Below are 19,709 nucleotides of genomic sequence, written 5' to 3' on the forward strand. Positions count from 1 at the left end.
GGAGCTTCGTGCTACAGCACTACTTCGTATTTACCACGTTCATCGTGCGCTCTAGCCCCTGTAGGCCGAACATGAGCACGCCATCGGCGGCTTTTTCAATGTGTGTAGGCAAGTCAATCTGCTCGTCGGCAGAAAACGGGTTGAGCACGTAGTCTACCTGGCGGCCTTTGGAGAAGTTAGCATCGACCCCAAAGCGCAAGCGGGCGTATTCATCCGTGCCGAGCGTCTCTTGAATGTGCTTCAGGCCATTATGCCCACCAGCCGAGCCTTTTCCTTTGAGGCGCAGCTTGCCGTAGGGGAGAGCTAGGTCGTCGGTTACCACGATCATATTAGCCACCGGAATCTTGAGGCTGGTAAGGTAGTGCGCGGCAGCCTTCCCACTCAGGTTCATATACGTGGTTGGCTTTACAAGCACGAAGGTCTTGCCCTTGTGCTTGATTTCCGCGACAAAAGCATGTCGACTTAACTCGAAACGAGCATCGTTTTTTTCGGCTAAATAATCCGCCACCATAAACCCGATGTTGTGTCGCGTGTTGGCGTACTCCGGGCCAATATTACCTAAGGCTAAAACAAGGTATTTCATCGTTACTCTTAATTTATACCTGGACCACGGATTCGGGCGGATTTTTCGGATTCCGTGGGTTTTGCAGTTGGCTCAATCTTTTTCGTACTACACAAAAAAGCCGTCTACAACTAGACGGCTTTTTTGTGCTGAATAAATGGACCGCCCACAAAATCCGCGGAATCCGAAAAATCCGCCCGAATCCGTGGTCTGGATTAATTAGCTGCCCATTTGGCCTTTCAGTGCACGTGGGATGGTTACCGTCGCGATGGGGGCCAAGGGGTTAGTGAGGATGGTGTAGTTCTCAGGAACTACTTTGTTCACCTTGATCGATTTACCTAGCTCTAGGTCGCTGATGTCAACTTGTACTGCATCGGGCAGGTTCTCGGGCAGAGCCCGTACCTTCACTTTGCGTAGCTTCGTTACCAGCTTGCCACCTTGCTGAACACCTGGCGAAACGCCTACGAACTGTACAGGTACTTCCATTTTCACTTCTTTGCCTTCCTGCAGTTCGAGGAAGTCAACGTGCAATAGCATCTCGTTCACGGGGTGGAACTGGGCATCTTGCACGATAGCGCGGTAGGTAGTGCCTTCCACGTTCAGGTCCACGATGTGAACTTCTGGCGTGTACAACAATTCGCGGAAAAGGATAGCAGGCGCTGAGAAGTGCACTTGCTCGGTGCCGCCGTACAATACACATGGTACGTAAGAATCTAGGCGCAGTGCCTTGGCATCCTTCTTACCGAGATTCGCTCTTTTAAACCCTACAATCTCGAGGCTTTTCATAAACGTGTTCTTTTGAAGAAATGAAACGCGTGCCCAACGCGGGCAAACGGGCCGCAAAGATAGACGTATAGTTGCAGAAGAAAAAGTCTCTGGCTCTATTACTTACATAAGCGGCAAAGCTTACCCGTGTCCCGCTTATATAAAGAGTGAGCTAATCGATTCGTGGGTGACTACGTTCCGGATAGCTTGGGCAAACAAGTCAGAAACGGAGAGCACGCGGATCTTCTCATTTTCCTGACGTAACGGAATGGTATCAGTTATGATGAGTTCTTCTAATACGGAAGCTCTGATTCGGTCGTGAGCCGGACCGCTGAGCAAGGCGTGGGTTACAATGGCCCGCACAGAATTAGCACCGCGCTCCATCAGCAGCTCAGCCGCTTTGCAGATAGTACCAGCCGTGTCCACGATATCGTCGACTAGTACAACGTCCTGGCCCGTTACATCACCAATTACCTGCATCGAGGCAATTTCATTAGCCCGCAAACGCATTTTGTCGCAGACTACTATTTCAGCGCCAAATCGTTTGGCTATGGCCCGGGTCCGCACGACGCCACCCACGTCGGGAGATGCGAAAATCAGGTTCTCTAGGTTTAACGATTTAATATAAGGTACCGTAACGGCTGCACCATCAAGGTGGTCGACGGGAATGTCGAAGAACCCCTGAATCTGGCCGGCGTGCAGGTCACAGGTCATGAGGCGGTCGGTACCGACGCTTTGCACGAAGTCGGCCACCACTTTTGCGCCAATACTCACCCTCGGTTTGTCTTTGCGGTCTTGGCGAGCGTAGCCATAATAAGGCATTACAATCGTGACGGACGCTGCCGAGGCGCGCTTCGCTGCGTCTACCATCAGCATCAGCTCCATCAAGTTCTCCGCTGGTGGGAAGGTGCTTTGAATCAAAAAAACGGCGCAACCACGTACGCTTTCATTGAAGCTAGGTCCCAGTTCCGCGTCCGCAAAACGTTGGATGCTTAAGTCGCCGAGACGGGTGCCGTAAGCAGCAGCTATTTTTTCACCGAGTTCGTGGGAGGCGTTGCCCGCAAAAATCTTGACCTGTGGAGGCATAGTCGTTCAGAAAAGGGGGAGAAATGAAGTAAGAAAGGCGAAGGCAATAAAAAAGCGAAAGGCGCCGATAGCTTCCGGGAAGGAAGTATCGGCGCCTTTCGCTTTCGTTGCAGTTGTCCGACCAGGGCTCGAACCTGGACTTTCTTGAATCAAAATCAAGCGTGTTGCCAGTTACACCATCGGACAAAATTCCAAACCGCTCTGCCGTTTGGGTGTGCAAATGTACGACTGGAATTATTCAAGGCAAACTTTGTGGTAAATATTTTTTCAAAAAATGCTGCGCCCTAGCAGTGGAAACAGCCTTTTTAGAGACCTGAGTGATTGGTTTTCAGGGCTTCAGCTAGGTAGTTGGGCAGCGATGAGGATACTATGAAGAGGTCCTTGGCAAAGCGGCGATTTCGCCGTACTTTTGCAGTCAGAAACCTTGCTTACATCTAAATAAAGATAAGATAAACACACGCAATGGCGAATCACGGAAAAATCACCCAGGTCATTGGTCCCGTCGTGGACGTGAGCTTCGCGGGTGAAGACACACGCCTTCCTAATATCCTCGACGCGCTGGAAGTCACCAAAGACAACGGCCAGGTGGTTATCCTCGAGTGCCAGCAACACCTTGGTGAAGACCGGGTGCGTACGATTGCCATGGACTCGACCGAGGGCTTGACCCGCGGCGCCGAAGTGCGCGACCTAGGCTCGCCTATCTCCATGCCTACCGGCGACGGGGTGAAAGGCCGTCTGTTCAACGTAATTGGCCAAGCCATTGATGGTATTCCCCAGCCCAAAAGCAACGGTGGAATGTCTATTCACCGCTCAGCGCCGCCGTTCGAAGACCTAGCTACCAGCTCCGAAGTGTTCTTCACTGGCATCAAAGTAATCGACTTGCTCGCTCCCTATGTAAAGGGTGGTAAAATCGGTTTGTTTGGTGGCGCAGGTGTTGGCAAAACAGTTCTGATCCAGGAATTGATCAACAACATTGCGAAGGCCTACTCAGGTCTATCAGTATTTGCTGGCGTGGGTGAGCGTACCCGCGAAGGCAATGACTTGCTGCGCGAATTCATTGAGTCAGACATCATTCGCTACGGCGCGGAGTTCAAGCACTCGATGGAGCAGGGCGGCTGGGACCTCACGAAAGTAGACCAAGCGGAACTAGAAAAGTCGCAGGCTACCTTGGTGTTCGGTCAGATGAACGAGCCTCCAGGAGCTCGTGCTCGCGTGGCTTTGTCGGGTCTGACGATTGCCGAAAGCTTCCGCGATGGTGATGGTACTGGTGCTGGTCGTGACATCCTGTTCTTCATTGATAACATCTTCCGCTTCACGCAGGCGGGCTCGGAAGTATCGGCTCTGTTAGGTCGTATGCCTTCGGCCGTAGGATACCAGCCCACGCTGGCCACCGAGATGGGTGCCATGCAGGAGCGTATCACCTCCACGAAGCGTGGTTCTATCACTTCGGTACAGGCCGTGTATGTGCCTGCCGATGACTTGACTGACCCAGCTCCGGCGAACACCTTTGCTCACTTGGATGCTACCACGGTATTGTCGCGTAAGATTGCCGAGCTAGGTATCTACCCCGCTGTAGACCCGCTCGACTCTACGTCGCGCATCCTAGATGCTGCCGTACTTGGCCAGGAGCACTACGACACGGCCCAGCGCGTGAAGGAGATTCTGCAACGTTACAAGGAACTGCAGGACATCATCGCTATCCTAGGTATGGACGAATTGTCGGAAGAAGATAAGCAGACCGTATCGCGTGCCCGCCGCGTGCAGCGTTTCCTGTCGCAGCCGTTCTTCGTAGCTGAGCAGTTTACGGGTCTCGCCGGTGTACTTGTTGACATCAAAGATACCATCAAAGGCTTCAACGAAATTATTGACGGCAAGTACGACCACCTACCTGAAGCAGCGTTCAACCTCGTGGGTACCATCGAGGACGCTGTGACGAAAGGCGAGCGTCTGATTGCCGAAGCGAAGTAATTAAATGGCTGAAAGGTTAGATGGTTGAATGGTTAATCGTGCAACGAACAGCCATTTAACCAGTAACCATTTAACAATTCAAACCATGCATTTAGAAATCATCACGCCGGACCGGAAAGTATTTGCGGGTGAAGTTACCTCGGCGCAGTTTCCGGGCTCCGATGGGTTGTTTGAAGTGCTAAACAATCACGCTCCGCTCATCAGCGCGCTGAAAGCGGGTACTATCACGGTAACGAGTGGTGGTGGCCGCGAAGCGTTTCAGATTGAAGGCGGCGTGGTAGAAGTGCTGCGCAACAACGTAACGGTGCTAGCGGAAGGCGTTGCGGCCTAGCTAGCTTTTTTGAATCCTACAAAAAGCCTTTCCTTTACTGAGGAAAGGCTTTTTGTTTTATCAGTGGCTCATGGAGATTCATCCCAAGATTACCCCCATTTACCAGACTTCTGTTTTCAAGTTTGAAGACCTCAACGAGCTGGAGCTTTATTTTAGCGAACCTGGCAGCCGTTATTTATACTCGCGGAACGGTAACCCCAACGCCGATGAGCTAGCCGAAGCCATCAATCGGCTCGAAGGTGGCGCCGGTGCGATGGTCACGGGCTCGGGCATGGCGGCTATTTTTGCGGCCGTACTCGCGTATTGCCAAGCAGGAGACCATGTGTTATGCGCGGCCGATATTTACGGCGGATCTTCCACACTGCTGAATACGGAGCTGAACCGAATGGGTATTTCGGTGACGTACGTGCCATTCGAACAGTTCTACGAGTTGCAGTCGTTCGTGCAACCCACCACGCGCCTGATGCTCGTAGAAACAATGAGCAATCCATTGCTGCGCGTAGCTGACCTAGGTCGCTTGGCAGAGGAATGCCACTTTCACGGCTTAAAGCTGGTAGTAGATAATACCTTTGCGACGCCCGTGCTCACCCAGCCGCTGGCCTTGGGCGCCGACATCGTCTTGCATAGCGTAACGAAATATTTATCTGGGCACAGCGACGTGACAGCCGGGGCGGTGGTGGCCGCCGACGCCGGAGTAGCCGCGCGCCTGAAGCAAATCGGGGTTATTTATGGCCTCACGCTAAGCCCAATGGAGAGCTGGCTGGCCGTGCGCGGCCTAAAAACACTCCGCTTGCGCGTGCGAGAACACAGCCGTAATGCCCTGGCTATTGCCAACTTTCTGGCCGACCATCCGGCCGTACGCGATATCTATTATCCGGGCCTCGTGCAGCATCCACAGCATGAGCTAGCAGTAGCGCAAGGGGCGGGGCTGTTCGGCGGCATGATGTCTATCTTGCTGGCCGATGATCCGGAAGTGGTAAATGCATTTATGCGCCGGACCAAGTATTTCCCCTTTGCGCCTTCGTTGGCAGGCGTCGATTCGTCGCTGTCGTATCCGTTGGGTACTTCGCACCGCGCTCTCACGCCGGAGCAGCAACAGCAGCTAGGTATCACGACGGGCCTTGTGCGCTTGTCTATCGGCATCGAGCCGCTGGAAGAGCTGATGGCTGATTTGGCGCAAGCCTTGGATTAAGTATCGTCGAGATTTAAACCTGTGACGCCAGCGGTACACCTAGGTTTGTGCCGCTGGCGCTGGTGTATTCGACGCAACTGAATAGCAAAGTAAATTCAGCCGATGCTTTCGCAATGATCTTATCTGTTGCTAATAACGAAGCAACTTTGTTTGCCTAACTATAGATGTCGCGTCTGTAGCTGTGATAAGCGGCGGCATTAAGCTATCCTAATTGTCCGCAAGTTCTTCAGATTTAGAAGAGCTCTTGGATAGCTTGGGATACCCGCTCCAGGTCAGCCTCAGTCATGGCAGAGCCAGAGGGCAAGCAGAGGCCGCGCGCAAACAGGTTTTCGCACACCGCGCCGCCGTACCTCGGTACCTGGGCGAAGAGCGGCTGCAAGTGCAGCGGTTTCCACAAAAGGCGCGATTCTATGTTGCGCGTTTCGAGGTGCTGGCGTAATTGCTCGGCGGAAACGGTGGTTTGTTGCGGATCTACTAACAGTGTGGTAAGCCAACGGTTGGAGCGACTATCAGCAGGCTCTGCCGGCCCAATTTGCAGACTTGAAATAGCTTGCAAGTGCCGGCTATACCACGTATAAATCTCTCGCCGCTTCTTTACGCGGTCCTCAATTAGCTCCAACTGCCCACGACCAATACCCGCGAGGATGTTGCTAAGCCGATAGTTGTACCCTACCACGGAGTGCTTGTAATAAGGTGCGGGGTCTTTTGCCTGGGTCGCCAAAAACTGCGCTTGCTGAGCTAGGTCGGCGCGATTGGTGAGCAGGGCGCCGCCACCACTAGTAGTGATGATTTTGTTGCCGTTGAATGAAAGCATACTCACCGCGCCGAAGCTGCCGAGCAGCTGTCCGGCGTAACGTGAGCCGAGCGCTTCGGCGGCATCTTCTAGCACCGGAATAGTGTATTCAGCGGCCACCGCCAATACCTGCTCTAGCTGCGCGGGCATGCCGTACAAATGCACCACGAGCAGCGCCTTGGGCTTTTTGCCCCGCCGCAGTCGGTCCTCAATAGCCTCGCGCAGCCGATCGGGGCAGATGTTCCAAGTGGTGGGCTCGCTATCGACGAAGACAGGGGTGGCACCTAGGTAAGTGATGGGGTTAGCGGTAGCCACGAACGTGAAGGACGGACACAGTACCTCATCGCCGGGCCCTACGCCTAGCACCGCCAGCCCTAGGTGAATGGCCGCCGTGCCTGAGTTCAAGGCCACGCAGTGTGCCGCGCCGGTGTAGTGGCAAAGCTCCTGCTCGAAGCCGCGAACGTTCGGCCCCACCGGCGCGACCCAATTATCCTCGATGGCTTTGTGTACGTAGTTGAGCTCATGGCGACCTAGGTGCGGGGGCGAGAGGAAAATTCGATCGTGATCTTGACTACGCATGGGTTTTAATAACGGCAGCGGGCACACCCACGGCGGTACAATCGGTGGGCAGGTCGCGCACGGCTACGGCACCGGCACCCACAATAGTACGCGCCCCCACCCGCACTTGATTGATAACGGTGGCATTCGTGCCTAAGTAGACGCCTGCCTCAAGGTAGGCATCCCCGCCCACGTTGGCGTGCGGCATCAGCGAACAGAAGTCTTCTAGCACAGCATCATGGCCCACAGTGCATCCTAGGTTTAGCAGCACGTGCCGACCTAGGTAGATATCGGTGGTGAGAATGCAGCCTTGGCTGATGATGCTGCCTTCTCCGATTTGGAGATGCTGGTACGGCTGGCACGCAACCGTTGGGTGAATAAGCTTGGCAAAGCGCAACAGGGGGGAGGTAAGCCGCTGCACAATGGCGGCTCGGTGGCGACTGTTGCCCACGGCCACCACCACGTACAACGGTTCTCGGCTTGCGTTCAGGTCGGCGGAGGTACCTAGGTAGGGTAAGTCGTGAAGCTGCGCGGCCGCGGGGGCGCTGTCGTCGTAGAAGCCTGCGAGGTCCCAAGTGGGCGCGGCCTCATTGATCTGGCGAGCTAGCACAAGTACTTCGCGACCTAAACCACCTGCGCCGAAAATAGCTAGGCGCGGTCGAACATTGACAGTGGGAACCGAATCACTCATACGGAAGGCGGAACTTGGGTCGGCGGATTGCCGGTAAAAGCGGTGGTTGTCGCCTGCCCTGCTGAGGTAATGCCCTGGGCGCGCAGTACTTTCCAGCAGGTAAGCCCCAGGATGCGCAGATCGAGCCCTAGCGATACCCGGTCGACATACCATACATCGTAATCAAACTTTTGCTGCCAAGAAATGGCATTACGGCCATTGACCTGTGCCCAACCCGTGATACCTGGCAAAACTTCATGCCGACGAGCCTGCGTGGCGGAGTAAAGTGGCAGATACTGCGGTAGCAACGGGCGCGGACCTACCAAGCTCAGGTCGCCGCGGAGCACATTCCAGAGCTGCGGAAGTTCGTCGAGGGAGGTAGCGCGCAGCCAACGGCCTAAGCGAGAGAGGCGGGCTGCGTCTGGGAGCAGCTGGCCTTGGGCGTCGCGGGCATCGGTCATTGTCTGAAGTTTATAGAGCGTAAACAAGATCCCGTACCGGCCGGGCCGACGTTGGCGAAACAATACCTGCCCGTGGTTGGTCACTACTAGTAGCAGCATTGTGCTCAGCAGCCACGGCAACGTGAGCAGCAGGAGCGGGCCGGCTAATGCTAGATCGAACAGGCGCTTACCCCAAGAACGATACCAGTCGGTAGGAGAGGAGGCAGACATACGAAAAAGCAAGCTAGACGGACCGCGACAAAGAGCAAAAATAGCTTTTTCTATGGCGTAAGCTTTAGTTTGCACCCGCGTTGGTAACTCTTGCCCGTTGGCCCTTCACCCCCTCGCCACCCTTTTTCCATGCTTGTCTTCCCAAACGCTAAGCTTAACCTAGGTCTTTATATTACGAGTCTACGCCCTGATGGCTTCCGCAACCTGGAATCGGTTTTTGTGCCGCTACCCTGGTGCGATGCCTTGGAGGTCTTGCCGGCCGAAACTAATGTGCTAACGCTTAGCGGCATCCCTATTCCCGGCGACTCCGCAACCAATCTGTGCTGGCGCGCTTACGAGCTGTTGCGGACCGACTTCCAGCTGCCGCCCGTCCAAATGCATTTGCACAAAGCTGTGCCTATTGGCGCGGGCCTAGGGGGCGGCTCGAGCGATGCGGCATTTGCCTTGCGTGCGTTAGACGAGGTGTTTGAGCTACACCTGTCGCCCGAAAGATTGGAAGATTATGCCCGCCAGCTAGGTAGCGATTGTGCCTTTTTTATTCGCAACAAACCCATCTTCGCCTATGAAAAGGGCGACGTATTCGAGCCAATTGCAGTAAGCTTGACTGGCGTAGCCTGCAAAGTTATTTACCCTGGTCTGCACATCAGCACGGCTGAGGCGTACGCCCGGGTAGTGCCACGCGCCCCCCGTCACGATTTGCGCGCGAGCCTAGCGCAACCCCTAGAGCAGTGGCGCGATTTGGTAAGCAATGATTTTGAAGAAGCCCTTACGCCCCAGTACCCAATTCTGGGCGAATTGAAACAGGCGCTTTATACTGCTGGCGCCGCTTACGCGAGTTTGTCGGGCTCCGGCTCGGCGGTGTATGGGCTTTTTCCGGACCGCGAAACGTTGCCAAAGCTGCTGCTGCCCGAAGAGTTTCAGGTGTGGGACGGCGTGCTCTAGTAGCTAGACTTTTACAGTACCGCTTCTACCGGCGCGGGTTTGCGACGGCGCTGGTTCCATTGGTCGAGCACTGGGTGCACGAGCACGCTAAACAGAATGACCAGCGTACCTAGGTAGAAATTCAGCGACATCTTCTCTTGGGCGCCGAAGATGAGCACCGCCAGAATAATGCCGTACACGGGCTCCAAGTTGATCGTGAGGTTGACAACAAACGCCGAAAGTCGCTTCATCAACTCTACAGAGCTGGAAAAAGCATAGACTGTGCAAGCGCCCGACAACACAAATAGCCACACCCAATCCAGGGTTGCAGGAACGAGGTGTAAGCCAGCGCCAGCCGTGAAATACTGCTTATAAACCGGCAGGAACAGCGCAATAGCTAGGCACGCACCGAGCATCTCATAAAACGTTAGGCGCAGAGGAGAATGCTGTTTTACCAGTTTGGAGTTCAGTACACTAAACAGGGCCGACAGTCCGGCAGATATAATTGCCACACCTAGCCCCAAAAGCTGATCTAGCTCTGCCTGCGATACCAAGTAAAGCCCCACCATTGTCAGCAGGCCTAGGCCTACTTCGTAGATGCGGACCCGGCGCCAAAGCACCAATGGCTCCAGCAGTGAGGCCCACAGCGCCAGCGTTGCCATGCCGGCCAAGCACACACTTACGGAAGAAAGCCGTGCCGCTAGGAAAAAGGTAATCCAGTGAATAGCCACCAAAACGCCCACGCTCAGCAAGCGCAATACGTCGGCGGGTTTGATGTTCCAGCTTTGCTTCCTGATAACTAGCAAAGCAGCTAGCCCCACTGTGGCTAGGAACGTGCGCCAGAAGACTAGCTCGACGGGTGGTAGGGAAATAAGCTTGCCCAAAATGGCCGTGAAGCCCCAAAGCAAGACGAGAAAGTGTAAGCGGAGGTAATCTTTTAACACGAGTAACAGAATGACTGAGTAGCGAAGTGACTGAGTGACGTTTGAAGAACAATCAGCCACTCGGTTACTCTTTATTGCGGCACGAAGCGGTAGAGCGTAATACCAATGCCGGTGAACACAAGGCTAGGTATCCAGGCTGCTAGCATGGGATGGACCTGCCCGACCTGAGCTAGGTTGCGGCTCAGAATCACAAAAATGATGAAAATGAAGGCCAGCACAAAGCCAAGAGCAATCTGCCCGCCAACGCCCGCTCTCGACTTGCGAGCACTCAGAATAACTCCGATAACGGTTAGAATGAGAATCGCATAAGGATAGGCGTACCGTTCGTATTTCTCGCTCAGGTAGATCTGCGTGTCGTCGGCGCCGCGCTCTATCTTCTGCTTGATGAAGGCGTTGAGTTCCGGCAGAGTGAGCGTTTCGGAAAGCCGATAGGTGCTGGCAAAGTCCTTGGGGTACAGGTTAAGCGTGGTGTCGCGGGCGGGTAGCGTCAGTAGCTTTTCCTGCTGCCCATTGAATGTGCGCACGAGCTGTGGCGTCAGTTTCCAGGCCTTGCGGGTAGAATCCCAACTGATGGCATCGGCTGTCATGCGCCGCTTCAATTGGGTTCCCTCAATGGTTTCGAGCGCAAACCGGTAGCCAACGTTGTTGGTGTTGTCGTAGCTTTCCATGTAGGCGTAGCTCCGCGGCCCAATCTTGATGTGCACGTTGCGGCCTTTGTACACGTACGGGTTTTTCACGTAGAGGCGCTCAAAGGCTACCCGCGTCTTGTTCGCCAGCGGAATAATCCAGCCGGTCAGCCCAAACGTGACGATGCCGATAATGGTACCGCCCATAATGTAAGGCAGCAGCAACCGCTTGAAGCTCACACCACTAGCCAGAATAGCTACTATCTCGGTGCGGGCTGCCAACCGAGCCGTCACGAATACCACCGCAATAAATACTGTAATGGGAGAAAGCAGATTCGCGAAATACGGGAACAGGTTCACGTAGTACTCCAGCAGTACTTTCTTCGCCGATAGGTTGTGCTTGATGAAGTCGTCGTTTTTCTCCGTAAAGTCAATCACGCAGATAACCATCACCAGCACCAGCACCGTGAAGATGAAGGAAGTCAAGAACTTCTGGAGAATATACTTATCGAGCAGCTTCATGGTAGTTAATGAGCAACGAGCAATTATCTGTGAGCAATTAGCTGTAGTTGTTCAGGAGAACAGTACTCATCGCTCCTTGATAATTGTTCATGGGGATTATAATCGGGTCATCACTTGCTTGACCATGCGCTCTTTCCATTCACAGAAGGTACCCGCCAGGATCTGCTGCCTCGCTTGTTTGACCAGCCACAAGTAGAACGTCAGGTTATGCACAGAGGCAATTTGCGCGCCGAGCATTTCCTGACTCTGAAACAGGTGGCGCACGTAAGCCCGCGAGTAAAACGTACTAACGTAACCACCAAGTTCAGCGTCAATTGGCTCGAAGTCAGTCGCCCATTTTTTATTGGTGACATTCATGATACCCTGCGTGGTGAAGAGCATACCGTTGCGGGCATTGCGGGTCGGCATCACACAATCGAACATATCTACGCCCAACGCAATGTTCTCCAGAATATTGGCTGGTGTGCCCACGCCCATCAGGTACCTAGGTTTGTCCTTGGGCAGAATGTCGCAGACCAGCTCAGTCATCTCGTACATGAGCTCGGCCGGCTCGCCCACGCTCAAGCCCCCGATGGCATTGCCCTCGCGTTGCTGCTCGGCAACAAACTCCGCCGATTTGATACGCAGATCCTTGAAAGTACTGCCCTGCACAATCGGGAATAAGGTTTGGTCGTAGCCGTAGTGGCCCTCGGTGCTGTCGAAGCGCTGAATGCAGCGCAGCAGCCAGCGGTGCGTCATATCCAGCGACTTGCGAGCGTAATCGTATTCACAAGGCCAGGGCGTGCACTCGTCGAAGGCCATCATGATGTCGGCACCGATAGTCCGCTGAATGTCCATCACGCCCTCAGGCGAGAATAAGTGCTGCGAGCCATCGATGTGGGAGCGAAACTTCACGCCTTCCTCTTTGATCTTGCGCGTGTTGCTCAGCGAATACACCTGGTAGCCACCACTATCCGTCAGGATGGGTCGGTCCCAGCCGTTGAATTTGTGCAGGCCGCCAGCTTGACGGAGCACCTCTAGGCCCGGCCGTAGGTACAGGTGATACGTGTTGCCGAGGATAATCTGCGCCTGAATATCGTTCGTGAGGTCGCGCTGCTGCACGGCTTTGACGGTGCCAGCTGTGCCGACAGGCATAAAAATCGGGGTCTCGATGGCGCCGTGTGCAGTGTGCACTACGCCAGCGCGGGCTTTGGTATGCGGGTCTTGCGTTACTAAGTCGAAAGTCATGGTACGGAAGCGGTTCCTGCGGAGGGCGCAGGGTTTTCGCGAAAGGCACTCAACGCAGCGCTTTCTGCGAAAGCCCTGCGCCCTCCGCAGGAACCAACGTTAGAACAACAAAGGTAACTCAAATGCCTACTTTTGCCTGCTTATCTCGTTTGCTGTGTTGCCCTTTCATTTTTCGCCAGTTGTGTGGCTCCTGCTCGCTTGCGTGCTGGTGCAGTTGTTCTACGCCGCCTACTACTTTCTGCCCTTTGCACTACGACCGGAGCCAGCCGAACCTAGCTCTGCTACCGCTGATACAGAGCCGGTTTCGGTGTTAGTTTGTGCCCACAATGAGTTAGAAAACTTGCGTCGGCTGCTGCCGTTGCTGCTGCGCCAAGACTACCCGGCGGGCTTTGAGGTACTGTTGATTGACGACCGCTCCCAGGACGAAACGTACCTGTACCTGCAGCAGCTCACGCAATATTATTCCAATGTGCGAGTTGTTACTGTAGACCGCACCCCAGCCGGATTCGCGCCCAAAAAATACGCCCTGACCCTAGGTGTCAAAGTAGCGCGCTACGAACGCATGCTTTTTACAGATGCTGATTGTATTCCAAACACCGATCAATGGATTAGGCTGATGCAGAGAGGCTTTGCTCAGCCGGCGGAAGTGGTGCTCGGCTATTCGGCCTACGCGGAACAACCCGGCTTCTTAAATAAATTGATTCGGTTTGAAACCCTACTTACCGGAGCACAGTATCTGTCGTTCGCGTGGCGTGGACAACCGTACATGGGCGTGGGGCGCAACCTAGTCTATACGCAGCAGTGCTTTCGGGCCACCAAAGGATTTGCTTCCCATATTCGCAACCTGAGCGGCGACGATGACTTACTGGTGCAAGATGCCGTGAGAGCGGGGCTGCGGGTGGCCGTTGAAGCACGACCCGAGGCGCATACGGTGAGTCAAGCGGCGCAAACCTGGAGCGCTTGGTGGCGGCAAAAGCGGCGGCATTTGTCTGCTGGCGGCCGCTACAAACTGGCCGACCGCGTGCGCATTGGAAACTTTATTGGTACTAATCTGCTTTTTTATTTCACCGTGCTAGCGTTACTGTTTTCCCGGTCCGATTGGGTACCTTTGATTTCGCTATTGGGAGTACGAACAGTATTAATTTGCGCTCTTTATGATCGGCTTGGCCAGCGCCTCGACGATCGACTCCCGGTAGCGTGGCTGCCAGTGCTCGACGCAGTTTACTTTTTCAATTATCTCGCTCTGGGCATGTCCCTGTTTCTCTACCGCACTCTCCGATGGAAGTAAATAATCAGGAAATACAAAAGCAGTTCTCCGCCAAGGCCAAGCATGATTTCAAGCTGATTCGCGCTGCTGTCGAGCAGAGCGATGAGAAAGCCTACGCCGAGCTGATGCAGATCTATAAAAAGCCGGTGTACCATGTCGTGCTGAAGATGGTACGCAACCCTGATGATGCGGAGGACTTAACGATTGAAGCCTTTGCTAAGGCCTTCCGGAACCTGCACAAGTTCAACCCCGAGTACGCTTTTAGTACGTGGCTGTTCCGTATTGCTACCAACAACTGTATCGACTTTATTCGCAAGAATAAAATCAAGACGATGTCGATTGACTCGGCCATCAAGATTGATAACGGCGACGAAATCACGATTGACTTCCGCGACCAGAACTTGAACCCGCAGGAGTCGGCCATTAAAAATCAGAAAATCGAGATTATGCAGCACGTCGTGTCACGGCTGCCCGATAAGTATCAGCGTTTGGTCACGCTACGCTATTTCGATGAGTTGAGCTACGAGGAAATTGCGCAGGAATTGAAAGCCCCTCTCGGTACAGTGAAAGCCCAACTGCACCGCGCCCGTGAGTTGCTCTTCGACATGGTGAAGAACAAGAAGCATATTATCTAAGGTGCTTCTTATAGAGTTGCTGCCCTAGCAAAATGCCCCAGCTTTTTGCTAGGGCATTTTTGTTTTGCTCGTGTCGTACTTTTGCTGCCGATGGATATTATCAAACGTTACTTCCCTGAGCTCACCGACCAGCAGCAACAGCTTTTCGAGCAACTAGAAACGGAGTTTCAAAGCTGGAACGCCCGGCTAAACCTAGTAGCCCGTACGGACGTGGCAAACCTAGTCGAAAAGCACTTTCTGCACTCACTTGGCATTGCGAAGGTGGTGCAATTTCCGGCGGGTGCTTCAGTGCTCGACGTAGGAACTGGCGGCGGCTTGCCGGGTTTGCCACTGGCTATTCTATTTCCAGAGGTGAAATTTCATCTGGTAGATAGCATCGGCAAGAAGATTCATGCTGTGCAGGAGATGGCGCTGGCCCTAAGCTTGCACAACGTAACGGCCGAACAAGCTAGGGCAGAGCAGCTCCGCCCCAAGTACGACTATGTGGTCAGTAGGGCTGTGGCGCGCCTAGCCACTTTTCATACCTGGATTATGCATCGCTACAAGCCGGGCGACAGCAACACCAAGGGCTTGTATTACCTGAAAGGCGGCGATTTAGAAGAAGAAATTGCAGAAGCCGGTTTGCCAACTGCTATCTATAACCTCAGCGATTATTTTGCAGAAGAATTTTTTGAGACCAAGAAGGTAGTATTTGTGCCCGCGAGTTCAGCTAGGTAGCCTAGCTTAGTTGGGCACTTCGGCCGTCAGGAATTCGACCGCGCGCCGCTCTGAGTAATAAATGCCATCTGGTGTGCCTTCCGCAAAGCCTACGTGGCCGCCCTCAGGAGGAGTTTCTAGAAAAACGAACTCACTCTGCGCTGCTACGTCACGTGGAAAGCAAGTAGGAGCGAGGAAAGGGTCATTTTGCGCATTTACCAGCAACGTTGGGATGCGGACTTTGCTTAAGTAGCGCCCAGAGCTAGCTTGCTCATAGTAATCCTCCGCCGATTTGAAGCCGTGCATGGGTGCCGTATAACGAGCATCAAACTGAGGAAAATCACGCAACTCATCAATGTCGACTAAGTCGATCTGGCCGGGTAGCAACTCCGCTTTGCGCCGAATTTTTGTTCGTAATGACTTCAAAAAGCGGTTGAGGTACAGGCGGTTTTCTGGTCGAGAAATTTGATGTGAGCTCGACTTCAAATCCGTTGGGACCGAAAACACGGCGGCGCGTTGTACCTGTTTGGGCACCCGCTCCGGATGCTCTCCTAGGTATTTGAGCGTGACGTTACCCCCCGCGCTAAAGCCAGTCAGGTAGAGGCGACGATACTGGCCAGTGCCTAGCGCATAGCGTACTACAAAATCGAGGTCCTCCGTGTCACCTAGGTGGTAGGTGCGGAGCAGGCGGTTCATCTCACCACTGCAGCTACGGTAATTCCACGCCAGCGCGTCGAAGCCGGCCTTGTTCAAAGCCCGCACCATGCCGCGTACGTATGGCCGACTGGCATCGCCTTCTAAGCCGTGCGAGACAATAGCTAATGTATCTGCTGGCGTACCAGGTAGCCGCGACCAATCCAAATCGAGAAAGTCACCGTCTTCGGTTTCAACTCGCTCGCGCTGGTACTGCACTTCGGGGACAGAGCGCAACACACTTGGAATAATGGTTTGTAAGTGACCGTTAAAAAGGTAAAAAGGCGGTCGGTAGGCGGAGGTGGCAATGAGGGGCATGACCAGCTGCTAAAACTGTAAATAGGGAAGACCAGAAGTAGAAGATACAGCGGCTATAGGGGCAAAACAATTTAGCCCGTGAAAGTTCTGCATGCCTACTAATTACTGACGCCTTGAGTGATAAATCAGCACTGTCTCTGCGCAGAATACTCTTAGCTTAGGTCTGACGCAGTTGGCGCTAGAGTAGAACGTAATAGGAAATAAGAGCTGCTAGGTTTGCTATTTTCAGCAGAACTCGTACCTTTGCAAACCCAAACTGAATCAAAACCGAGCAGAACGTCAATTCTATATACCCATGGCGAATCACAAGTCGGCCCTCAAGCGCATCCGCTCCAACGAAGCAAAGCGCGTGTTGAACCGTTACCAAGCTAAATCGACCCGCACCGCTATCAAGAAGCTGCGCGCTACCACGGATGCAACTGAAGCACAAGAGCTGCTGAAGAAAGTATCCTCTATGATAGACCGCTTGGCAAAGAAGAACATCATCCACAAGAACAAAGCCGCTAACAACAAATCGAAGTTGGCTAAGTTCGTGAAGTCACTGGCTGCTTAAGCAACAGGACTGTCTCTGCTCTTTCTATAGAAAAGGCTCCGCATGTATGTGCGGAGCCTTTCCGTTTATAGCTAGGTAGCACAGGAGGCAGTAGCGTAGCATATATCAGTGTCACGCTACTGCCTCTGCTACTTGACAAGAAGTACGCGCTGGCTCTGAGAGGCGTGACCGGCGTTGAGCCGCACGATATAGAGACCTGCAGCCAACGGCGTACCATTGATGGAGTAAGTGTACCGTTCGTTGGTTGTGGCAGTGCCCTGAGCCACCTGCCGTACCAACCTACCGGTCGCGTTGTAAAGATCTACGGTGTACGTTTGTCCGGCTGGTAACGTAACAACCACGGTAGCTTGCGTGTCAAACGGGTCAGGAAATACCGCTAGTGCTTCGACGTCGGCCGGATTCATTAGGCTCCCGCGCCCCATAGCATCGCAGTCGTTTACGTTTACCAGAATAGGGATACGAGTACTTTCGCAGCTTCCAATAGCCTGAGAAACGTAATAGACCTTACTACCTAGGGTAGAAGTAGGGGGGCTGAATGTATTGCCTGAGCCTACTGCGACAGTAGCTGTAGCACTATCGTAGAAACGCAGGGTAGCACCCGTAGAAGGTGTGTTGAATGCAGTGCTCAGAGGCGTAGCTTGGGCATTTTGGCAATACTGCACCGCAACGCCACCGCTTACGAGTTGGTTGAGGTGCGCATAAATATAGTTGGCAATCAAGTCGCTACCCGTGTTGTTGGGATGCAGAAAGTCTTGGCGCAGCGAAACAGGCGGGATATCGGCGGTGAAGTTGGCCGCATCCTGTGAACTGCTGGTGTTGTACTGTGCCACCATGTAACTGCGCACATCTAAGTAGTGATTGCCATACGTTTTGGCCAAGGCCGCGTTCAAAGCTAGGATTTGCTGGTAGGCATAGGTGCCTTTGCCTTCGCCGTCGCCGTTGAACACAGAGAGCACCAAGAAATTAGTGTGCGTCAGGTTCGCTACCATAGTCGCGATGTTAGCCTCCGTCAAAGCGCGCTGGTCGCGTGCATCGTTGCGCCCAGTCCAGATGATCGATGGCCAGGTGCGCTTTTCCGTGTCGGCCAGCATGCGGGTCTTAACTTGGGTGGAGCTTTGCCCGCCAACACCTAGATTCACCACGTTGTAGCCACTGAGCCTCGAGAGCACAGTGGGATACCGTCCAAAGTTGGAATCAGTGAAAGAGTCGCCCCAGGCAGCCACATTGCTGGTATTGGTTAGCAACGAGCTGACAATAGTAGGAGCGCTTGGTCGCGTGACAATGCTCACGACAACTGGGATACGGTTGCTTTCGCAGTCACCTAGGGTTTGAGAAGCGTAATACGTGGTGCTGCTGATGGCAGTCGTTGACGGTTGAAAGTTGCTAGCTAGGGGAGTGCTACCAGCCGTCGTAGTGTAAAGATTCAGCGTGGCGCCAGGCGCTGTGGTGATACTGTTGCTGAGCGGAGTCGTTGCCGAGCCTTGGCAGTAAGCTACCAAGCCTGCTACTGTAGGCAGAGGCACGGCGCAGGCACCGGAGCAAGTCAGCAAGTCGCTGGTTCTGCCGGCTTCATAGGCTTCGTTAATGGCGGTAATAGCAGTAGTCAGTTGCGCAACGGAGTATTGGCTGTTACAGCCGCCTAGCACTAAGTTCGCTTGGCTTAAAACAAAACTGACCGTTTTGCCCGTGAATGTTCCACTGGTGATAACCGCATCCTTGAGCGCAATACTGGCACTACTGTAGTTTGCATCTACTAAATCAAAGCCCACCGACAGCGTTAACGCAACCACCTGACCGGCAAAATTACTTGCATATACATTGGAGCCGCCGCCCGGCTTACTAGGATTGGTATAGCTGGCGTCAAGTATCTCGGTCGTGCTGGCAGGAGAGGGAAGAAAGCTAGCTACGGCAGCAGCAGAAGCTAGCTTAAGCGTGCGCCCGCTAGAGCAGCCTGCAATCAAACCAGTAGGAAAAGCAGTGGAAAAGCGCTCGGCCAGATAAGTGCCGGTAGTAGCCGAGCTGTAGTACGCTTGCGTGTGGGTTTGAAAGCCACAATCAGCTACGGTTTGCGCCAGCACTTTATTAGCAGTAATACTTGCCAATAGCAAAATTGCTAAGCTACACAAGAAGGCTACTCGTGAGGCTAGGTGCGTCGGCTTTTGAAGAACACAGCTTGGAATCAGATCGAATAGTGTGGTCGCTTTCCGATCTTGGCAGTACAAAAAAACCATAAAAACGATGGCTTGGATTAGACTATTTCAGTCAGGGGCAAAATTACGCCTGTTTCGCCTTACCTCATGCAATAAACTACATATTTTATTAAAATTCGGTGAATAATAAGGAAAATAGTTGTGTATAAACAATGATAGGGGAGTGAAATAAGCTGGATTGTGATGTGTGATTTAATGAGAATAATCCTACAATGACTTGGTGCATTGGAAGCAGCGATATATGAATGAATTCGTTATTTCTAAACTGAAAAATAGGAGTTAGCGAGCCAAAAAAACGTTTGCGGAAGCAAACTAGCCAACGACTATGAGCTGAAATACTCGCGGCAAGCAGCGAGCCAGATACCTAGGTTAAATATCAATATAGTAGTATAGCACGAAGCCTTGTTTATACGCTTTTGCGAAGGCTAATTGCTTGCCTTATCTGGTGCACGTAGTCAAGTCGGAAGTATACTTTTATTTAGAGTACTTTCTTTAATGGTA

At 53.3% G+C, this 19,709-nt stretch carries 19 protein-coding genes and 1 tRNA gene; 8 read left to right on the plus strand and 12 right to left on the minus strand.

Annotated features, from left to right (window positions below):
- Positions 1-19 precede the first annotated feature (19 nt).
- The 4 genes from pth to BXP70_RS14705 form a co-directional block, all read right to left on the minus strand.
- The gene (pth, locus tag BXP70_RS14690) at positions 20-583 is read right to left on the minus strand and encodes an aminoacyl-tRNA hydrolase (protein WP_086594856.1); all 564 of its coding nucleotides are present in this window, start codon (positions 581-583) and stop codon (positions 20-22) included.
- Positions 584-781: 198 nt separating this feature from the next.
- Positions 782-1,348 (minus strand): 50S ribosomal protein L25/general stress protein Ctc, encoded by a 567-nt coding sequence (locus BXP70_RS14695; protein ID WP_086594857.1) that lies wholly within the window; start codon positions 1,346-1,348, stop codon positions 782-784.
- Between the two features lie 135 nt (positions 1,349-1,483).
- Positions 1,484-2,413 carry a ribose-phosphate pyrophosphokinase gene (locus tag BXP70_RS14700; RefSeq protein WP_086594858.1) on the minus strand — a complete coding sequence of 310 codons (930 nt, stop codon included), beginning with the start codon at positions 2,411-2,413 and terminating at the stop codon, positions 1,484-1,486.
- A gap of 113 nt (positions 2,414-2,526) precedes the next feature.
- Positions 2,527-2,599, minus strand: a tRNA-Gln gene (locus BXP70_RS14705).
- Between the two features lie 276 nt (positions 2,600-2,875).
- Between BXP70_RS14705 and atpD the strand changes: the two genes are divergently transcribed.
- The 3 genes from atpD to BXP70_RS14720 all read left to right on the plus strand — a co-directional run bounded on the left by atpD (position 2,876) and on the right by BXP70_RS14720 (position 5,904).
- Positions 2,876-4,381, plus strand: a complete 1,506-nt coding sequence (gene atpD, locus BXP70_RS14710) for a F0F1 ATP synthase subunit beta (RefSeq protein ID WP_086594859.1) — start codon at positions 2,876-2,878, stop codon at positions 4,379-4,381.
- An 85-nt stretch (positions 4,382-4,466) separates the two neighbouring features.
- Positions 4,467-4,712 (plus strand): ATP synthase F1 subunit epsilon, encoded by a 246-nt coding sequence (gene atpC, locus BXP70_RS14715; protein ID WP_086594860.1) that lies wholly within the window; start codon positions 4,467-4,469, stop codon positions 4,710-4,712.
- 70 nt (positions 4,713-4,782) lie between these two features.
- Positions 4,783-5,904, plus strand: coding sequence for a trans-sulfuration enzyme family protein (locus BXP70_RS14720; RefSeq protein WP_086595060.1), 1,122 nt, complete (start codon positions 4,783-4,785; stop codon positions 5,902-5,904).
- A gap of 232 nt (positions 5,905-6,136) precedes the next feature.
- Here the strand turns inward: BXP70_RS14720 and BXP70_RS14725 are convergent, their stop codons facing one another.
- The 3 genes from BXP70_RS14725 to BXP70_RS14735 are packed head-to-tail and all read right to left on the minus strand — an operon-like array spanning position 6,137 to position 8,596.
- Positions 6,137-7,276: a DegT/DnrJ/EryC1/StrS family aminotransferase gene (locus tag BXP70_RS14725; protein WP_086594861.1), complete on the minus strand. Its 1,140-nt coding sequence runs from the start codon at positions 7,274-7,276 to the stop codon at positions 6,137-6,139.
- Complete coding sequence (locus BXP70_RS14730; protein WP_086594862.1) at positions 7,269-7,946, minus strand: acetyltransferase; 678 nt, start codon at positions 7,944-7,946, stop codon at positions 7,269-7,271. Before BXP70_RS14730 ends, BXP70_RS14725 begins: the two co-directional genes overlap by 8 nt.
- On the minus strand, positions 7,943-8,596 hold the full coding sequence (locus BXP70_RS14735; protein WP_086594863.1) for a sugar transferase: 654 nt from the start codon (positions 8,594-8,596) through the stop codon (positions 7,943-7,945). Before BXP70_RS14735 ends, BXP70_RS14730 begins: the two co-directional genes overlap by 4 nt.
- 129 nt (positions 8,597-8,725) lie before the next feature.
- Between BXP70_RS14735 and ispE the strand changes: the two genes are divergently transcribed.
- On the plus strand, positions 8,726-9,538 hold the full coding sequence (gene ispE, locus BXP70_RS14740; RefSeq protein ID WP_086594864.1) for a 4-(cytidine 5'-diphospho)-2-C-methyl-D-erythritol kinase: 813 nt from the start codon (positions 8,726-8,728) through the stop codon (positions 9,536-9,538).
- Between the two features lie 11 nt (positions 9,539-9,549).
- Here the strand turns inward: ispE and BXP70_RS14745 are convergent, their stop codons facing one another.
- From BXP70_RS14745 to tgt, 3 genes are all read right to left on the minus strand, one after another.
- Positions 9,550-10,461 (minus strand): DMT family transporter, encoded by a 912-nt coding sequence (locus BXP70_RS14745; RefSeq protein WP_245849642.1) that lies wholly within the window; start codon positions 10,459-10,461, stop codon positions 9,550-9,552.
- Between the two features lie 71 nt (positions 10,462-10,532).
- Positions 10,533-11,609: an LptF/LptG family permease gene (locus BXP70_RS14750; RefSeq protein WP_086594865.1), complete on the minus strand. Its 1,077-nt coding sequence runs from the start codon at positions 11,607-11,609 to the stop codon at positions 10,533-10,535.
- Positions 11,610-11,705: 96 nt separating this feature from the next.
- Complete coding sequence (gene tgt, locus BXP70_RS14755) at positions 11,706-12,836, minus strand: tRNA guanosine(34) transglycosylase Tgt (RefSeq protein WP_086594866.1); 1,131 nt, start codon at positions 12,834-12,836, stop codon at positions 11,706-11,708.
- Between the two features lie 157 nt (positions 12,837-12,993).
- On the opposite strand from tgt, the gene BXP70_RS14760 reads away from it, so the two are divergent.
- From BXP70_RS14760 to rsmG, 3 genes are all read left to right on the plus strand, one after another.
- Positions 12,994-14,124 carry a glycosyltransferase gene (locus BXP70_RS14760; protein WP_179197702.1) on the plus strand — a complete coding sequence of 377 codons (1,131 nt, stop codon included), beginning with the start codon at positions 12,994-12,996 and terminating at the stop codon, positions 14,122-14,124.
- Positions 14,115-14,738, plus strand: coding sequence for an RNA polymerase sigma factor (locus BXP70_RS14765; RefSeq protein ID WP_086594868.1), 624 nt, complete (start codon positions 14,115-14,117; stop codon positions 14,736-14,738). Before BXP70_RS14760 ends, BXP70_RS14765 begins: the two co-directional genes overlap by 10 nt.
- A gap of 90 nt (positions 14,739-14,828) precedes the next feature.
- Complete coding sequence (gene rsmG / locus BXP70_RS14770) at positions 14,829-15,455, plus strand: 16S rRNA (guanine(527)-N(7))-methyltransferase RsmG (RefSeq protein WP_086594869.1); 627 nt, start codon at positions 14,829-14,831, stop codon at positions 15,453-15,455.
- A gap of 6 nt (positions 15,456-15,461) precedes the next feature.
- Here rsmG and BXP70_RS14775 read toward each other — a convergent pair whose 3' ends face one another.
- A complete protein-coding gene (locus BXP70_RS14775; RefSeq protein ID WP_086594870.1) occupies positions 15,462-16,445 on the minus strand; it encodes a YheT family hydrolase in 984 nt (327 codons plus the stop codon).
- 295 nt (positions 16,446-16,740) lie between these two features.
- On the opposite strand from BXP70_RS14775, the gene rpsT reads away from it, so the two are divergent.
- Positions 16,741-16,998, plus strand: a complete 258-nt coding sequence (gene rpsT / locus BXP70_RS14780) for a 30S ribosomal protein S20 (protein WP_086594871.1) — start codon at positions 16,741-16,743, stop codon at positions 16,996-16,998.
- Positions 16,999-17,126: 128 nt separating this feature from the next.
- Here rpsT and BXP70_RS14785 read toward each other — a convergent pair whose 3' ends face one another.
- A complete protein-coding gene (locus BXP70_RS14785; RefSeq protein WP_179197703.1) occupies positions 17,127-19,100 on the minus strand; it encodes an Ig-like domain-containing protein in 1,974 nt (657 codons plus the stop codon).
- Between the last annotated feature and the right edge of the window lie 609 nt (positions 19,101-19,709).

It is taken from the genome of Hymenobacter crusticola, from assembly GCF_002154225.1.
Lineage (GTDB): Bacteria > Bacteroidota > Bacteroidia > Cytophagales > Hymenobacteraceae > Hymenobacter > Hymenobacter crusticola.

Excerpts from the sequence above, each read along its gene's own strand:
- ispE (WP_086594864.1), top strand. The coding sequence starts at position 8,726 with ATGCTTGTCTTCCCAAACGCTAAGCTTAACCTAGGTCTTTATATTACG.
- BXP70_RS14730 (WP_086594862.1), bottom strand. The coding sequence starts at position 7,946 with ATGAGTGATTCGGTTCCCACTGTCAATGTTCGACCGCGCCTAGCTATT.
- BXP70_RS14695 (WP_086594857.1), bottom strand. The coding sequence starts at position 1,348 with ATGAAAAGCCTCGAGATTGTAGGGTTTAAAAGAGCGAATCTCGGTAAG.
- rpsT (WP_086594871.1), top strand. The coding sequence starts at position 16,741 with ATGGCGAATCACAAGTCGGCCCTCAAGCGCATCCGCTCCAACGAAGCA.
- BXP70_RS14720 (WP_086595060.1), top strand. The coding sequence starts at position 4,783 with ATGGAGATTCATCCCAAGATTACCCCCATTTACCAGACTTCTGTTTTC.
- BXP70_RS14775 (WP_086594870.1), bottom strand. The coding sequence starts at position 16,445 with ATGCCCCTCATTGCCACCTCCGCCTACCGACCGCCTTTTTACCTTTTT.
- pth (WP_086594856.1), bottom strand. The coding sequence starts at position 583 with ATGAAATACCTTGTTTTAGCCTTAGGTAATATTGGCCCGGAGTACGCC.
- BXP70_RS14725 (WP_086594861.1), bottom strand. The coding sequence starts at position 7,276 with ATGCGTAGTCAAGATCACGATCGAATTTTCCTCTCGCCCCCGCACCTA.
- BXP70_RS14765 (WP_086594868.1), top strand. The coding sequence starts at position 14,115 with ATGGAAGTAAATAATCAGGAAATACAAAAGCAGTTCTCCGCCAAGGCC.
- BXP70_RS14700 (WP_086594858.1), bottom strand. The coding sequence starts at position 2,413 with ATGCCTCCACAGGTCAAGATTTTTGCGGGCAACGCCTCCCACGAACTC.
- rsmG (WP_086594869.1), top strand. The coding sequence starts at position 14,829 with ATGGATATTATCAAACGTTACTTCCCTGAGCTCACCGACCAGCAGCAA.
- BXP70_RS14735 (WP_086594863.1), bottom strand. The coding sequence starts at position 8,596 with ATGTCTGCCTCCTCTCCTACCGACTGGTATCGTTCTTGGGGTAAGCGC.
- atpC (WP_086594860.1), top strand. The coding sequence starts at position 4,467 with ATGCATTTAGAAATCATCACGCCGGACCGGAAAGTATTTGCGGGTGAA.
- tgt (WP_086594866.1), bottom strand. The coding sequence starts at position 12,836 with ATGACTTTCGACTTAGTAACGCAAGACCCGCATACCAAAGCCCGCGCT.
- atpD (WP_086594859.1), top strand. The coding sequence starts at position 2,876 with ATGGCGAATCACGGAAAAATCACCCAGGTCATTGGTCCCGTCGTGGAC.
- BXP70_RS14750 (WP_086594865.1), bottom strand. The coding sequence starts at position 11,609 with ATGAAGCTGCTCGATAAGTATATTCTCCAGAAGTTCTTGACTTCCTTC.